A 14,449-nucleotide genomic window follows, 5' to 3' on the forward strand; every position below is an offset into this window, starting at 1 on the left:
TCTCAGACCCCGTAGCGCTCGGGTTTGGCACTGCGCGCCATGAAGGCGACGAGCGCCTCCGCGGGGCTCAGGTCGTGGTGCATCATCTTGACGACGGCCTCGGTGATCGGCAGGTCGACCCCGCGGGCCCAGCCCAGTTCCAGGACCGACTCCGAGGACTTGACCCCCTCCGCGGTCTGCCGGGTCTCGGCGATGACCTGCTCGAGGGTCTTGCCCTTGCCCAGTTTCTCACCGAAGGTCCGGTTCCGCGACAGCGGCGACGAGCATGTCGCGACGAGGTCGCCCATTCCGGCCAGCCCGGACAGGGTGTGCTCGTCGGCGCCCAGGGCCACCGCCAGGCGCGTCGTCTCGGCCAGGCCGCGGGTGATGAGCGACGCCTTGGTGTTGTCGCCGAAGCCCATGCCCTCGGCCACGCCCACGGCCAGCGCGATCACGTTCTTCATGGCGCCGCCGATCTCCACGCCCACCAGGTCGGTGCTGGTGTAGGGGCGGAAGTACGGGGCCTTGAACAGCGCCTGGAGGCGGACGGCCGTCTCCTCGTGCGGGCAGGCGACCACGGCGGTGGCGGGCTGGCGCTCGGCGATCTCCCGGGCCAGGTTGGGGCCCGAGACCACGGCGATGCGCTCGGCGGGCAGCTCCAGCACCTCCGCGATGATCTGCGAGGCGGTCAGGTGGGTGCCCAGCTCCACGCCCTTCATGAGGCTGACGACCACCGCGTCCTCGCGCAGGTACCCGCGCCACTGCGCCAGGTTGTCCCGCAGCGACTGGGTCGGCACCGCCATCACGACGACCCCGGCCTCCGCCAGCGCCTTGGCGGCGTCGGTGGTGGCGGTCAGCCGCGGGTTGAGCGTGAGCCCCGGCAGGTAGTCGGGGTTCTGGGAGGTCCGGTTGACGGCGTCGACCACCTCGGCCCGCCGTCCCCACAGGACGACCTCCGCGGCGGGGGCGGCCGGGTCCTGGGACAGGGCGTGGGCGGCGGCGTCCGCGATGACGTTCGCGAACACGGTGCCCCACGACCCGGAGCCCAGGACGGCGATCCGCGCGCTATCGTTGCCCGTCACCGTCACTCCGCCGCACCCTTCGTCGTGTCGTCGCCGCCGGCGTCCCCGGCCCTCTTCTTCTCGGCCTCCTCCAGGCGCGCGCGCTTGAGGTCGTAGCGCACCGCCGGCGGCTGCTCGCCGCGGATCTTCGCCTGGAGGGCGGTGATGTCGTCCATGATCGCGTCGGTGGCCTCCTTGAGGACCGTCGCGGTCAGCGGCCGCCCCTTGAAGCGCTCCAGGTCGACCGGGGGGCCGGCCAGGAACTCCAGGCGCTTGCGCGGGAAGAGCCTCGGCTTCTTGGAGCCGTAGGGCAGGATGTTCTGCTCGCCCCAGTGGGCCACCGGGACGACGGGGACGCCGGTGGTCAGGGCCAGCCGGGCGACACCCGTCTTGGCGCTCATCGGCCACAGGTCCGGGTCCCGGGTGCAGGTGCCCTCGGGGTAGAAGATCACCGACGCGCCGTCCCGGGTGAGCGCCAGCTCGGCCTCCTTGAGGGCCTTGACGGCGTCGGTGGTCCCGCGCTTGACCGGGATCTGCCCCGTGCTCTTGGCGACCGACCGCACCACGGGGATCTTCATGACCCCGTCCTTCATCGTGAAGGTGGGCCAGCGGCGGGCCCCGATGTAGAGGAAGTGCGCCACCGTCAGCGGGTCCGCCAGCGACAGGTGGTTGGCCGCGATGATCACGCCGCCCTGGGCCGGAACGTTCTCGGTGCCCTTCCAGTCCGGCTTGGTGACGAACCACAGGACGAAGCGGACGATGCGGGAGACGACCGCCTTCACCCACCGCGATTCTCGTTGCTTGGCCTTGGCCACGGGACTCCTCATTCCATCGCTCCCGGGTCCCTAACGGACCTCGAAGCACAATCGGTTCAGTCTAGGACGCTCCCGGCCCCACTCCCGCTCCGCAAGGGCAGGTCACGGTGCCGGAACGTCTCCGGGCCCGGCCACCGCCCGGTCCCGCCCCCGTGAAGCCCTACCCTCGTCACTGTCGTGGCCGTACGAGCGTCCCGGGGGAGAGCGTGGCCGGCGTCGGAGAGCGGGAGGGGGTCGCGGACCCCGGGGTGCGCTGGTCCCTGGTCATCCCAGTCAAGCACCTCGGGCTCGCCAAGTCGCGCCTGGCCCCGGCCCTGGGCCCCCGGCGCGAGGAGCTGGCCCTGGCGTTCGCCTGTGACACGGTGGCCGCCGCGCTCGCCTGTCCGGCGGTGGCGGAGGTGTTCGCGGTCACCGAGGACCCGAGGGCGGGGGCGGAGCTGGCGGCGCTGGGGGCGGCGGTGGTGACCGGGGAGCCGGGCACCGGCCTCAACCCGGCGCTGGAGCACGGGGCGCGCGCGGCGCGGCTGCGGGCGCCGGGGGCGGGCGTGTGCGCGCTGTCGGCGGACCTGCCCGCGCTGCGCCCGGCGGAGCTGGGCCGTGTGCTGGCGGCCGCGGCCGGGCACGGCCGCTCGTTCCTGGCCGACGCCCCCGGGGTGGGGACGACCCTGTTCGCGGCGTCGCCGGGGCACCGGTTCTCCCCCGCCTTCGAGGGCGCCTCGCGCGAGCGGCACCTGGCCGCCGGCGCGGTGGAGCTGCCGCTCCCGGACGTGGAGTCGGTGCGCCGGGACGTGGACACCCCCGCCGACCTGGCGGCGGCGCTGGAGCTGGGCGTGGGCCCGCGCACGCGGTCGCTGGCCGCCGCGCTGCTCCAGCCCGGCCCCGGGGCCCCCTGAGGGGCACCCGCCCGCTCCGGACCCCGGACACGACTCCGCCCGGGTCCGTGCGGACCCGGGCGGAGCGCGGTCACGGTCGGATCGACCGTGCCTACTTCTTGTCCCCGTTGACGAGTGCCTTGAAGTCGGCGCCGGCCCGGAACTTCGGAACGAAGCTCGCGGGAACGTCGATGGTGGCGCCGGTGGCGGGGTTGCGAGCGGTGCGCGCGGCCCGCTCGGCCTTCTCGAAAACACCGAAGCCGGTGATGGCGACCTTGTCGCCCGACGCCACGGTGGCCTGAATGGTCTCAAGCACAGCGTTGACCGCTTCGGTCGCGGTCTTCTTGTCTCCGAGTCGGTCGGAGATCGCGTCGATCAGGTCACGCTTGTTCATAAGGTTCCTCCGGTTCCCCCTTGCTCGCACGAAATTAGGGGACACAGAGGCCCTTGCACAAATACAAACGCCTGCGGTTAGGGCGTGTCGGGGCCGGTCCGACCTGCGCGGTCACTCTCCGGGACGGCTCCGCCGTGCACTCGGAGGCATCCCGACGGGTCCCTTTTGCCCCTCTCTGTGATCCTCAAATGCCTATGTATAACCGGATTCCGGGCGAGCGGTGGACCCTGTTCACGGATACGGGGAGCACCGCAGTTCGGTCACGCCAAGTAAAGGTAAAATATTTGGGGGCCGACGGGTGCGCTGCGTCACACAGCCCCGCCGACCCCCGTCCCGTAAGGGGTTCGGACCGCTACAGGGTCACCGGCAGCCACGGCTTGCGCCGCTCCTCGAACTCCGCGATCGCGTCCGTGTGACGCAGAGTCAGCCCGATGTCGTCCAGGCCCTCCAGGAGCCGCCAGCGGGTGTAGTCGTCCAGCTCGAACGCCTCCTGCACGCCGACCCCGGGAGCGCGCACCTCGCGCTCCACCAGGTCCACGGTGATCTCGGTGGCCGGGTCGGCCTCGACGGCCTTCCAGAGCCGCTCGATGACCTCCTGCGGCAGCAGCACGGTCAGCAGGCCGCCCTTGAGGGAGTTGCCGCGGAAGATGTCGGCGAACCGGGAGGACAGCACGGTCTTGAAGCCGTAGTCCTGCAGCGCCCACACGGCGTGCTCGCGGGACGAGCCGGTGCCGAAGTCGGGCCCGGCCACCAGCACGGACGCGCCCTGGTACTCGGGGCGGTTGAGGACGAAGTCGGGGTCCTCGCGCCACTCGGCGAACAGGCCGTCCTCGAACCCGGTGCGGCTGACCCGCTTGAGGTAGACGGCGGGGATGATCTGGTCGGTGTCGACGTTGCTCGCGCGCAGCGGCACGGCCCGACCGGTGTGGACGTTGAACTTCTCCATGGCAGGTCTCCTCCTGTCGTGGTCGGGCGCGGCTACAGGTCGGCCAGGTCGGCGGGCGAGGACAGCGTGCCGCGCACCGCGGTGGCGGCGGCGACCTGCGGCGACACCAGGTGGGTGCGGCCGCCCTTGCCCTGGCGCCCCTCGAAGTTGCGGTTGGAGGTGGAGGCGCTGCGCTCGCCGGGCTTGAGCTGGTCGGGGTTCATGCCCAGGCACATGGAGCAGCCGGCCTCGCGCCACTCGGCCCCGGCCTCCTCGAAGACCGCGCCCAGGCCCTCGGCGTTGGCCTGCTCCTTGACCCGCATGGAGCCGGGGACGACCAGCATCCGGACGCCCTCGGCGACCTTGCGGCCCCTGATGATCTCGGCGGCGGTGCGCAGGTCCTCGATGCGGCCGTTGGTGCACGAGCCCAGGAAGACGGTGTCCACCCGCACCTCGCGCATCGGGGTCCCGGCCTCCAGGCCCATGTAGGCCAGGGCCTTCTCGGCGGCGGCACGCTCGGAGGGGTCGTCGTAGGAGGCGGGGTCGGGCACCGCGGCGTCCAGCGGGACGCCCTGGCCCGGGTTGGTGCCCCAGGTGACGAACGGGCTGAGCTCGTCGGCGTCCAGCACCACCTCGGCGTCGAAGACCGCGCCCTCGTCGGTGCGCAGGGTCTTCCAGTGCTCGACGGCGGCCTCGAAGTCGGCGCCCTGCGGGGCGTGCGGGCGGCCCTCGATGTAGTCGAACGTGGTCTGGTCGGGCGCGATCATCCCGGCCCGGGCGCCCGCCTCGATGGACATGTTGCACACGGTCATGCGGGCCTCCATCGAGAGGGCCTCGATGGCCTCGCCCCGGTACTCCAGGACGTAGCCCTGGCCGCCGCCGGTGCCGATCTTGGCGATGACCGCCAGGATGATGTCCTTGGCGGACACGCCCGGCCTGAGCTTGCCGTTGACCGTGACGGCCATGGTCTTGAACGGGGCCATGGGCAGGGTCTGGGTGGCCAGCACGTGCTCGACCTGGCTGGTGCCGATGCCGAAGGCCAGCGCGCCGAACGCGCCGTGGGTGCTGGTGTGGCTGTCGCCGCAGACGATGGTCATGCCGGGCTGGGTCAGGCCGAGCTGGGGGCCGACCACGTGCACGACGCCCTGCTCGATGTCGCCCATGGGGTGCAGGCGGACGCCGAAGTCGGAGCAGTTCTTGCGCAGCGTCTCGACCTGCTTGCGGGAGACCGGGTCCGCGATGGGGGCCAGCAGGTCCATGGTGGGGACGTTGTGGTCCTCGGTCGCGATGGTCAGGTCCGGGCGGCGCACCGAGCGGCCCGCCAGCCGCAGGCCCTCGAAGGCCTGGGGGCTGGTCACCTCGTGGACGAGGTGGAGGTCGATGTAGAGCAGGTCCGGCTCGCCCTCGGCACGCCGGACGACGTGCTCCTCCCAGACCTTCTCGGCCATCGTGCGTGCCATGGGCGATCGCCTCTCTCGTTCGTTCCGTGCGCGGACTCTGACTTGCATTCCATATTTCGAGACGGCAATATCAAGTCATGGACAACTCTAGCTCATCCAGCGGCGTCGGAGTACTCGACAAGACGATGTCCGTCCTGGACGCCCTGGAATCCGGACCGGCCTCCCTGGCCCAGCTGGTCCAGATCACCGGCCTGGCCCGGCCCACGGCCCACCGGCTGGCGGTCGCCCTGGAGCGGCACCGTATGGTCTCCCGGGACAGCCAGGGGCGCTTCGTGCTGGGCCCGCGCCTGGGTGAGCTGTCGATCGCCACCGGGGAGGACCGCCTGCTGGCCGTGGCCGCTCCGGTCCTGGTGCAGCTGCGCGACCTCACCGGGGAGAGCGCCCAGCTCTACCGCCGCCAGGGCGACGTGCGCGTGTGCGTGGCCGCCTCCGAGCGCACCAGCGGCCTGCGCGACACCGTGCCGGTCGGCAGCGAGCTGCCCATGAACGCCGGCTCCGCGGCGCAGGTGCTGCTGGCCTGGGAGGACCCGGACCGCATCCGCCGCTCCCTGGTGGGCGCCCGCTTCACCGCGGCCAGCCTGGCCCAGGTCCGCCGCCGCCGCTGGGCCCAGAGCGTGGCCGAGCGCGAGCAGGGCGTCGCCTCGGTGTCGGCGCCGGTGTCCGGGCCGGGCGGGCGCGTGATCGCCGCGGTCTCGGTGTCGGGCCCTATCGAGCGCCTGACCCGCTCGCCGGGGCGCATCCACTCCCAGGCGATCCTGTCCGCCGCCGAGAAGATCAGCGAGTCCCTGCACAGCGTCGAGTCCCACTGACCCGCACCCCCACCACTCTTCCCCGCGGCCGCGCACCCCACGGCCGCCATAGCGCGCACGGCCCCGTCCGGCCACCGCCGGGCGGGGTCTTCCGCGTCCGGGCGCCACCTGGGGCCGGGGCCGCCCGTGGACGCTTACTGACGGGTTGTCTAACATGACGCGAAGTCTCACACGAGCACGTCCGGGACCCCGCCCCCGAGGAGAGCCGAGTGCACCAGTACGTCACCGCCCCCGACGGCCAGCGACTGGCCGTCCGCACCACCGGACCCGCCGACCGCCCCGTCCTGCTGCTCGTCCACGGCTACCCCGACAACTCCTCGGTGTGGGACGCCCTGGTCGCGGAACTGGCCGGGGAGTACCGGATCGCCGCCTACGACGTGCGCGGCGCCGGGCGCTCCACCGCCCCCGGCACCCGCGCCGGCTACCGCCTGGACCGGCTGGCCGCGGACGTCGCCGCCGTCGCCGACGCCGTCGGCGCGGGCCGGCCGGTCCACCTGGTCGGCCACGACTGGGGGTCCATCCAGAGCTGGCACGCCGTCACCGAGCCCCGGTACGCGGACCGGTTCGCCTCCTACACCTCGATCTCCGGGCCGGACCTGGACCACGCCGGGCACTGGTTCCGCTCGGCCCCCGACGGCCTGCGCGCCGTCCTGCGCCAGGCCGTGCGCTCCGGCTACATCGGGTTCTTCCACACCCCGCTGGTCCCGGAGCTGTTCTGGCTGACCGGGCTGGGCGGGGCGGCGCTGGCCGGGCTGGAGCGGGCCGGCGGCGGGCCGGTGCGCCCCGCCCGCCGCGCCACCCGCGACTACGTCAACGGCCTGGCGCTGTACCGGGCCAACATGGCCCCCCGGCTCACCCGCCCGGCCGAGCGCCGCACCGCGGTCCCGGTGCAGGTGCTGGCACCCACCCGCGACGCGTTCATGGTCGGCCCGCTCCAGTCCAACGCCGGCCGCTGGGTCGACGACCTGCGCTTCCACCGCTTCCACGGCGGCCACTGGTCGCTGCGCTCGCGCCCGGCGGCGGTGGCCGACCGGCTGCGCTCCTTCGTCGCGGAGGTGGAGTCCGGAGCGCCCCGGACCCGCCGGTCCCCCGAGGCGGCCCACCGCCACGGCGGCGCCTTCGCCGGGCAGCTCGCGGTGGTCACCGGGGCGGGCGGCGGCGTCGGCCGGGCCCTGAGCCTGGAACTGGCCGAACGCGGCGCCCGGGTGGTCGCCGTGGACGCCGACGGCCCGGCCGCCGAGCGCACCGCCGAGCTGTGCGCCCGGCTCACCCCCGGCGCCGTCCCCCGGCGGGTGGACGTCGCCGACGCCTCCGCCGTCCACGGGCTCGCCGCCCGGCTGCGCGAGGAGTCCGGGGTGCCGGACCTGGTCGTCAACAACGCCGGGACCGTGCCCGCCGGGCCCCTGCTCCGCATCCCGGACGCCGACCTGGAGCGCCCGGTCGACGCCGGCCTGCGGGGCGTGGTCCACGGCTGCCGCGCCTTCGCCCCGGTGATGGCCGGGGCCGGGGGCGGCGGCCTCATCGTCAACACCGTCTCCGTCGCCGCCGGCCGGGCCCCGCGCGCGCACGGGGCGTACCCGGCCGCCAGGGCCGCCGTGCTGGCGCTCAGCCGCTCCCTGCGCCGCGAGCTGGCCGCCTCCGGCGTCGGCGTCACCGCGGTCCTCCCGGGCCCCGTGGGCACCGGAGCCGCCGCCCGCCCGTACCGCCGCCGCGGCCTCACCCCCGAGGAGGCGGCCCGCCGCGTCGCCGACGCGGTCGCGGACTTCCCGGAGTGCCGGTGACCGCCGCGGCGGCCGCCGGTGTCGGTGGCCGCCGGTAGGTTCGGGAGGAGGGATAGAGGAACTTTCGGGAGGTCGTCACCACGGTGGTGTCCCACAGGACCGACCGTCACCGGGCGCGGGTGGCGGGTTCGGAGCCCACGGCGGACCGGCCGGGGCCGGGGCGGCGGCCCCGCCGCATGGCGCCGCACGAACGCCGGGAGGACCTGATCCGGACGGCGCTGGGCGTCTTCGCGCTGCGCCCGCCCGGAGAGGTCACCCCGGAGGACATCGCCGAGGCCGCGGACGTGTCCCGCGCGCTGGTGTACCGCTACTTCCCGAACATGGCGCGGCTGCGCCGCGAGGCCCTGGAACAGGCCATGTCCGAGCTGCTGGAACGGCTGGTGCCGCCCGCGGACCTGCCGCCGCGGGAGCAGCTGCGGGGCTCCCTGGTCCGGTTCGTCGAGTTCGCCGACTCCTACTCCCCCGCCTACGTCGCGCTGCTGCGCGGCGGCTCGGTGATCGCCACCGAGGAGACCGAGGCGGAGATCGACCGGGTGCGCACGGGGGTGCTGGAGCTCCTCCTGGACCGCGTCGGCCCGCGGCCGCCCTCCCCGCCGGTGCTGATGGCGCTGCGCTGCTGGATCTCGGTGGTGGAGACCGCGGTGATGCTGTGGCTCCGGGAACGCGGGCGGACCGCGGAGGAGCTGGCCGACTGGCTGCTGGACCAGCTGGTCGCGATGGTGCTGGCCGCCGGGGCGCCGGAGGAGGAGCTGAGCGCCCTGACCTCCCGGGGCTGACCCGGGCGGGCCCGGGGCTCCGGGAACGACGAAGGCCCCGCCCTGGTGGGCGGGGCCTTGGTGCTGGTACCCCCGAGCGGATTCGAACCGCCGTTACCGCCTTGAGAGGGCGGCGTCCTAGGCCACTAGACGACGGGGGCCTGAACTGCTGGTGCAGTGGTCGGCGTGACCACCGACCCTACGATACCCGGTCGAACCGGACACCGGTGACGAACACCGGCCAGAAAGAAGCCCCCCACGATGGTGGGAGGCGCTCCCTGTGGTACCCCCGAGCGGATTCGAACCGCCGTTACCGCCTTGAGAGGGCGGCGTCCTAGGCCACTAGACGACGGGGGCGCGTGCCGGGTCCTTCGGACCCGATGGCCCGAGCTCTCACTCGGACCGCGCTGGGGTACCAGGACTCGAACCTAGACTAACTGAACCAGAATCAGTCGTGCTGCCGATTACACCATACCCCAGTGCTCTGGGAGGACCCGGTCCGCTTTTCCGCTTTCCCTGTCCCCCTCGGCGACGTGGATAACTCTAGCGGAACTTCAGAGTGCTCGCGAACCGAAAACGGGGTGGGGGGTCCGTGACCCCGACCACCCCGTTGTGCACCCCTCTGAGCAGCGGATCTGCTGCTCCGGTGAACGCTAGGACTGCTCGGCGGGCCCCTGGGCGCGCAGCTTCTCCAGGGCCGCGCCCAGCCGCGCCAGGACGCGTTCGCGGCCCAGCAGCTCCAGGGACTCGAACAGCGGCAGGCCGACCGTGCGGCCGGTCACCGCGACGCGCACGGGCGCCTGGGCCTTGCCGAGCTTGAGGCCCAGGCCGGCGCCGGTCTCCTCGGTGGCGGTCTTGAGCGCCTCGGCGTTCCACTCCAGGGACGGGTCGGCGAAGCGCTCCAGGGAGGCGGCGAGCATCTCCTCGCCCACACCCGGCTTCATCGCCTTGGCCCAGCTCTTCTCGTCCTCCACCGGCTCGGCGAGGAACAGGAAGTCGACGTTGGGCACGATCTCCGACAGCACCGCGACCCGGCTCTGGGCCAGCGGCGCGACCGCCCGGAACACCTCCGGGTCGAAGTCGGCGGCCGCCCACGGGGTGTCCTCGCCGGTCACCCAGGGGGCGCAGCGCTCGACGAACTCGTCCACGCCCAGCGCCCGGATGTACTCGCCGTTGAAGGCGCGCAGCTTCTTCTCGTCGAAGAACGCGCTGGAGCTGTTGACGTCCTCGATGCGGAACAGCGGCACCATCTCCGACCACGGCATGATCTCGCGGTCGTCGCCCGGGCCCCAGCCCAGCAGCATCAGGTAGTTGACCATCGCCTCCGCCAGGTAGCCCTCCTCCTGGTAGGACTCCAGGGCGACCTTGTCGCGGCGCTTGGACAGCTTCTTGCGCTGCTCGTTGACGATGACGGGCAGGTGCGCCCACACCGGCGGGGTGTGGCCCAGCGCCTCCCACAGCAGCTGCTGCTTGGGGGTGTTGGACAGGTGCTCCTCGCCGCGGACGACCTGGGTGATGCCCATCTCGACGTCGTCGACCACGTTGGCCAGCACGAACAGCGGGGAGCCGTCGGCCCGGGCGATCACGAAGTCCTCGATGGCCGAGTGGGCGAACTCCACCCGGCCGCGGATCCGGTCGTCCACGACCGTGGGCCCGCCGTCGGGCACGCGGAACCGCAGCGCCCGGCCGGGGCCGGCCTCCAGGCCGCGGTCGCGGCAGAAGCCGTCGTAGCCCAGGTTGGGGTTGTCGCGGCGGGCCTCCAACTGCTCGCGGGTGCAGTCGCAGTAGTAGGCGCGGCCGTTCTTGTACAGCTCCTGCGCCGCCTCGCGGTGCTTGTCGGCGTAGGCGGACTGGAAGTAGGGCCCCTCGAAGTGGGGGTCGTCCTCCCCGATGCCCAGCCAGGCCAGGGCCCTGATGATGCCCTCGGTCCATTCCGGGCGGTTGCGCGCGGCGTCGGTGTCCTCGATGCGCAGCACCATGCGCCCCTCGGGCTGCTGCTGTGCCAGAGCCCAGTTGAAGAGCGCGGAGCGGGCGCCGCCGACGTGGAACATGCCCGTAGGGGACGGGGCGAAGCGGGTACGAATCGAAGTCTCGGTCACGCCTTCCAGGGTAGGGCCGAACGGACCGCGCGGGCCCCGTCCGGCCGTTTCCGGCGTGCTCAGGAGGGTTCGGGGAGGGGTCGGGGGTAGGGTCCGCCCACCCCGTAGGCCTCGGAGAGGGCGTCGGCGAAGGCCGCCGCGATCTTGATCTCGCCCCGTGCGTTGGGGTGGGTGCCGTCGTAGGTGTCGGCCTTCACGTCCCACTCCTCGCGCTCGGCGATGTCGACGCTGATCACCGGGGAGCGCTCGGTGGACAGCTCCCCGGCCAGGTCCCGGATGAGGACGTTGTAGGAGTACGTGCGCAGCGCGAACCCGGGGTCGTTGTCGGCGTAGGCGATGGGCAGCGCCTCGGCCAGGACGATCCTCACGTCGGGGTTGCCCTCGCGGGCGCCCTCGATGTACCGGCGCAGCCGCTGCTCCATCTCCTCCATCCCGATCGGCCACAACAGGTCGTTGACGCCGATGAGGGTGCACAGCACGTCCGGCTCGTAGCGGCGCACCTCCTCCTCGATGCTGGCGGAGGCGTCGCGCAGGGTGCGGCCCCACACGGCGTTGTGGTCCTGGTCGAAGTCGGGGTCGCGGTACTCGCCGGTGCCGGCGTCCCCGTCGGCGCCCGGCCAGCCGTGGCCGGCGGGCTCCGTGGGGCTCCCGGAGTCCTCGGGCTCCGCCCCGGCGGACCCGTCGGCGCGCCGCTCGTCGGCGGGCCCGTCCGCGGTGGGCCCGTCCGCGGTGGGCCCGTCGGAGGGCGAGTCCTCGTCGGAGGGCCGGGCCTCGTCGGTGGGCACCGGGATGATCATGTCGGTGGTGGCCGGGTCGGTGTAGGGGCCGACGAAGTCGAGCCCCTCCACGGCGGGCTCCAGGTGGTTCCACAGGTGGTAGCGCCACGTCCGGTCGCCGTTGGCGCCCTGGGTCATGGAGTCTCCGGAGAGCATGACGCGCAGTGATCCGCTCATGGGTGTTCCAGCCTCCGCTCGGGGGTCGGTTCCGCGGTCGTCGGTGCGTGTCACCCACAGGTAGCCGCCGCCGGCGACCAGGGCCAACGCGACGAGACCGGCCAGGACCAGGGTGCCGGTGCGTCGGGACGGGAGGATGGCCACTTCGGAGCCCTTCCGGTGAGGTGTCGGGCGGCGGCCGGGGCCGCCCGGGGACGGTGCGGCCCGGCCGGGTCACGGCCGGGCCGGGGCCTTCAGTCCCGGGCGACGACCCGGTTGCTGATCGTGCCCAGCCGCTCCACCGTCACCGAGACCTCCTGGCCGACCCGCACCGGGCCGACGCCGGCGGGTGTGCCGGTGAGGAGGACGTCGCCGGGGAGCAGCGTCATGAATGAGGTGACGTAGGAGATCATGCCCGGGATGTCGTGGATGAACTGTGATGTTCGTCCACTCTGCCGGACCTCGCCGTCCACGGTGGTGGTGACCGCCAGGTCCTGCGCCTCGTCGATGCTCAGTCCGGTGGTGATCCACGGACCGATCGGGCAGAAGGAGTCGAACCCCTTGGCCCGGGTCCACTGCTTGTCCTTCTGCTGCAGGTCGCGGGCGGTGACGTCGTTGGCGACGGTGTACCCGAAGATGACGTCGGCGGCCCGCTCCCGGGGCACCTCGCGGCAGGGCCGGGAGATGACGATGGCCAGCTCGCCCTCGAAGTCGACCCGCTCGGAGACCGCCGGGTGGAAGATCGGGTCCGTGGGCCCGGCCACGGCGGTGGACGGCTTGAGGAAGACCACGGGCTCCTCCGTGGTCTCGCCCGTGATGTCCTGCATCTCCGCGACGTGGTCGGCGTAGTTCTTGCCGATGCAGACCACCTTGGTGGGCAGGACCGGCGACAACAGGCGGACGTCGGCGAGCTTGGCCCTCTCCCCGGTCAGCTTGATGTCGCCGAGCAGCGGGTGCCCGTTGAGCCTGGCGACGTACTCGTCGCCGCTGTCGGTATCGGTCTCCACGAGGCCGAACCCGACCTCGTCACCGGCCGCGAACCGTGCGATGCGCACTGCTTGTCCTCCCAGATCGACACGTTTGCGCTTGCAGGTTATCCGCGCCCGCCCCCGACGGCACGACGGCGGTGCCGCACCTCCGGCTTGGCCCTCCCCACGGCCGCGGTCATGGCATGCTGGGGTCCGTCGTCCGTTACTGAGAGGTGCCCCGTGCCCACGTCCGCTCCGTCCCCGCGGGGCCGTCGCCGCCGGCCCCGCCGGTACTCGGCGGGTCTCGCCCTCGGCCTGTGCCTGGTCTCGGGCGCCTCCGCCGTGCTGATGGTCAGCGTGCCGCCGCCGTTGCAGGACTCGGGCACCCCCGCGGGCTCCTCCGGGCCGGTCGGCGACGGGACGCCCGGCGCGGCCGGGACCCCGCCGGAGGCCAGTGCCGACGGGCGGTCCGAGGAGTCGGCCGCCCCGGCGTCCCCCTCCCCCTCTCCCTCCGAGGAGGAGAAGGAGGAGGACGAGCCGGTGCTGCTGCGCTCGGTCGTGGAGGAGGTCGACACCGCCGACGGCGAGTTCTCCGTGCTGGAGGGCGAGGGCGACGTCATGGGCGAGGGGCCGGTGACGACGTTCGCCGTGGAGGTCGAGAAGGGCCTGCCCGGCGAGGCCGAGGACTTCGCCGAGGCCGTCGAGCTGATCCTGGGCGACCCGCGCAGCTGGGGCGACGACGGGAAGCGGTCGATGCAGCGGGTGGACGGCGACGACGCCGACATCCGGGTGCTGCTGGCCGCCCCCGACACGGTCGACCGCCTGTGCGCGCCGCTGCGCACCAACGGGTACGTCTCCTGTGCCAACGGCAACCGGGCCATCATCAACCAGAACCGCTGGGTGGCCGGGGTCCCGCACTTCGAGGGCGACCTGGAGACCTACCGGATCTACCTGATCAACCACGAGGTGGGCCACACCCTGGGCCACGGCCACGTGTTCTGCCCGGGGGAGGGCGAGACCGCCCCGGTGATGCAGCAGCAGACGCTGGACCTCCAGGGCTGCGAGGCCAACGGCTGGGTGTACCCGGACAACGACCCGCCCGGGGACGACTGACCCCGGTCCCGAACAGAGAGGCCGCACCCGTGAACGTTCCCTTCCCGCTGAGCAGGAGGGCGGTCCTGGGCGCGGCCGCGGGCGCGGCCACCGGCGCCGTCGCCGCCTGCTCGGGCCCCGGACAGGGCACCGGGGCCCCGGCCTCCCCCTCCCCCGAGAGCGCTCCGGCGCCCTCGCCGGAGGAGTCCGTGGCCACCGTCGAGGAGGTGCCGGTCGGCGGCGGCGTCGTCCTGCCCGGGGCCGCCGTGGTCCTGACCCAGCCGGAGGAGGGCGAGTTCCGGGCGTTCTCCACCACCTGCACCCACGAGGGCTGCCCGGTGGACGAGGTGGTCGGCGACGAGATCGTGTGCCCGTGCCACGGCAGCCGGTTCTCCATCGCCGACGGCTCCCGGACGGACGGCCCGGCCTCCGAGCCCCTGGAGGAGTACCCGGTGACCGTCACCGGGGAGGGCGGCCTGGTCGTCGGCTGACCGCGAACCGCGGCGG

14 protein-coding genes and 3 tRNA genes are annotated in these 14,449 nt (G+C 73.3%); 6 read left to right on the forward strand and 11 right to left on the reverse strand.

Going from position 1 to position 14,449, the window contains the following annotated elements; genetic code table 11:
* Positions 1–2 precede the first annotated feature (2 nt).
* Together ACFVNO_RS09870 and ACFVNO_RS09875 are read right to left on the reverse strand one after the other, a co-directional pair.
* A complete protein-coding gene (locus tag ACFVNO_RS09870) occupies positions 3–1,061 on the reverse strand; it encodes an NAD(P)H-dependent glycerol-3-phosphate dehydrogenase (protein ID WP_355258331.1) in 1,059 nt (352 codons plus the stop codon).
* Positions 1,062–1,063: 2 nt separating this feature from the next.
* Entirely contained in the window at positions 1,064–1,867 is an 804-nt protein-coding gene (locus ACFVNO_RS09875; RefSeq protein ID WP_355258335.1) for a lysophospholipid acyltransferase family protein, read from the reverse strand.
* Positions 1,868–2,061: 194 nt separating this feature from the next.
* Here ACFVNO_RS09875 and cofC point away from each other — a divergent pair, with 194 nt between their 5' ends.
* Positions 2,062–2,748, forward strand: a complete 687-nt coding sequence (gene cofC / locus ACFVNO_RS09880; RefSeq protein ID WP_378891158.1) for a 2-phospho-L-lactate guanylyltransferase — start codon at positions 2,062–2,064, stop codon at positions 2,746–2,748.
* A 91-nt stretch (positions 2,749–2,839) separates the two neighbouring features.
* On the opposite strand, the gene ACFVNO_RS09885 is transcribed toward cofC, so the two are convergent.
* From ACFVNO_RS09885 to leuC, 3 genes are all read right to left on the reverse strand, one after another.
* On the reverse strand, positions 2,840–3,121 hold the full coding sequence (locus ACFVNO_RS09885; RefSeq protein WP_073379845.1) for an HU family DNA-binding protein: 282 nt from the start codon (positions 3,119–3,121) through the stop codon (positions 2,840–2,842).
* Positions 3,122–3,473: 352 nt separating this feature from the next.
* Positions 3,474–4,067, reverse strand: a complete 594-nt coding sequence (gene leuD / locus ACFVNO_RS09890) for a 3-isopropylmalate dehydratase small subunit (protein WP_378891161.1) — start codon at positions 4,065–4,067, stop codon at positions 3,474–3,476.
* Between the two features lie 32 nt (positions 4,068–4,099).
* On the reverse strand, positions 4,100–5,506 hold the full coding sequence (gene leuC, locus ACFVNO_RS09895) for a 3-isopropylmalate dehydratase large subunit (RefSeq protein WP_220563125.1): 1,407 nt from the start codon (positions 5,504–5,506) through the stop codon (positions 4,100–4,102).
* A gap of 125 nt (positions 5,507–5,631) precedes the next feature.
* Here leuC and ACFVNO_RS09900 point away from each other — a divergent pair, with 125 nt between their 5' ends.
* The 3 genes from ACFVNO_RS09900 (at position 5,632) to ACFVNO_RS09910 (ending at position 8,872) form a co-directional block, all read left to right on the forward strand.
* The gene (locus ACFVNO_RS09900; protein ID WP_378891394.1) at positions 5,632–6,315 is read left to right on the forward strand and encodes an IclR family transcriptional regulator; all 684 of its coding nucleotides are present in this window, start codon (positions 5,632–5,634) and stop codon (positions 6,313–6,315) included.
* 209 nt (positions 6,316–6,524) lie between these two features.
* Positions 6,525–8,096 (forward strand): SDR family oxidoreductase, encoded by a 1,572-nt coding sequence (locus tag ACFVNO_RS09905; protein ID WP_355258346.1) that lies wholly within the window; start codon positions 6,525–6,527, stop codon positions 8,094–8,096.
* Positions 8,097–8,272: 176 nt separating this feature from the next.
* Positions 8,273–8,872, forward strand: coding sequence for a TetR/AcrR family transcriptional regulator (locus ACFVNO_RS09910; RefSeq protein WP_355258349.1), 600 nt, complete (start codon positions 8,273–8,275; stop codon positions 8,870–8,872).
* A gap of 64 nt (positions 8,873–8,936) precedes the next feature.
* Here the strand turns inward: ACFVNO_RS09910 and ACFVNO_RS09915 are convergent.
* From ACFVNO_RS09915 to ACFVNO_RS09940, 6 genes are all read right to left on the reverse strand, one after another.
* A tRNA-Glu gene (locus ACFVNO_RS09915) sits at positions 8,937–9,012 on the reverse strand.
* Between the two features lie 120 nt (positions 9,013–9,132).
* A tRNA-Glu gene (locus ACFVNO_RS09920) sits at positions 9,133–9,208 on the reverse strand.
* A gap of 50 nt (positions 9,209–9,258) precedes the next feature.
* Positions 9,259–9,330, reverse strand: a tRNA-Gln gene (locus ACFVNO_RS09925).
* A 174-nt stretch (positions 9,331–9,504) separates the two neighbouring features.
* The gene (gene gltX, locus ACFVNO_RS09930) at positions 9,505–10,950 is read right to left on the reverse strand and encodes a glutamate--tRNA ligase (RefSeq protein WP_220563129.1); all 1,446 of its coding nucleotides are present in this window, start codon (positions 10,948–10,950) and stop codon (positions 9,505–9,507) included.
* Between the two features lie 59 nt (positions 10,951–11,009).
* A complete protein-coding gene (locus ACFVNO_RS09935; protein ID WP_378891169.1) occupies positions 11,010–12,047 on the reverse strand; it encodes a GDSL-type esterase/lipase family protein in 1,038 nt (345 codons plus the stop codon).
* An 89-nt stretch (positions 12,048–12,136) separates the two neighbouring features.
* Positions 12,137–12,937 (reverse strand): fumarylacetoacetate hydrolase family protein, encoded by an 801-nt coding sequence (locus ACFVNO_RS09940; protein ID WP_220563130.1) that lies wholly within the window; start codon positions 12,935–12,937, stop codon positions 12,137–12,139.
* Positions 12,938–13,198: 261 nt separating this feature from the next.
* On the opposite strand from ACFVNO_RS09940, the gene ACFVNO_RS09945 reads away from it, so the two are divergent.
* Together ACFVNO_RS09945 and ACFVNO_RS09950 are read left to right on the forward strand one after the other, a co-directional pair.
* Positions 13,199–13,963, forward strand: coding sequence for a DUF3152 domain-containing protein (locus ACFVNO_RS09945; protein WP_355258758.1), 765 nt, complete (start codon positions 13,199–13,201; stop codon positions 13,961–13,963).
* A 29-nt stretch (positions 13,964–13,992) separates the two neighbouring features.
* Positions 13,993–14,433: a Rieske (2Fe-2S) protein gene (locus ACFVNO_RS09950; RefSeq protein ID WP_355258355.1), complete on the forward strand. Its 441-nt coding sequence runs from the start codon at positions 13,993–13,995 to the stop codon at positions 14,431–14,433.
* Positions 14,434–14,449: the final 16 nt, after the last annotated feature.

Source organism: Nocardiopsis sp. NPDC057823 (genome assembly GCF_042797335.1).
GTDB lineage: Bacteria > Actinomycetota > Actinomycetes > Streptosporangiales > Streptosporangiaceae > Nocardiopsis > Nocardiopsis changdeensis.

Bases quoted from the DNA above. Each gene is read 5' to 3' on its own strand.
- ACFVNO_RS09875 (WP_355258335.1), bottom strand. From the start codon at position 1,867: ATGAGGAGTCCCGTGGCCAAGGCCAAGCAACGAGAATCGCGGTGGGTG.
- ACFVNO_RS09885 (WP_073379845.1), bottom strand. From the start codon at position 3,121: ATGAACAAGCGTGACCTGATCGACGCGATCTCCGACCGACTCGGAGAC.
- leuD (WP_378891161.1), bottom strand. From the start codon at position 4,067: ATGGAGAAGTTCAACGTCCACACCGGTCGGGCCGTGCCGCTGCGCGCG.
- leuC (WP_220563125.1), bottom strand. From the start codon at position 5,506: ATGGCACGCACGATGGCCGAGAAGGTCTGGGAGGAGCACGTCGTCCGG.
- ACFVNO_RS09900 (WP_378891394.1), top strand. From the start codon at position 5,632: ATGTCCGTCCTGGACGCCCTGGAATCCGGACCGGCCTCCCTGGCCCAG.
- ACFVNO_RS09910 (WP_355258349.1), top strand. From the start codon at position 8,273: ATGGCGCCGCACGAACGCCGGGAGGACCTGATCCGGACGGCGCTGGGC.
- ACFVNO_RS09945 (WP_355258758.1), top strand. From the start codon at position 13,199: ATGGTCAGCGTGCCGCCGCCGTTGCAGGACTCGGGCACCCCCGCGGGC.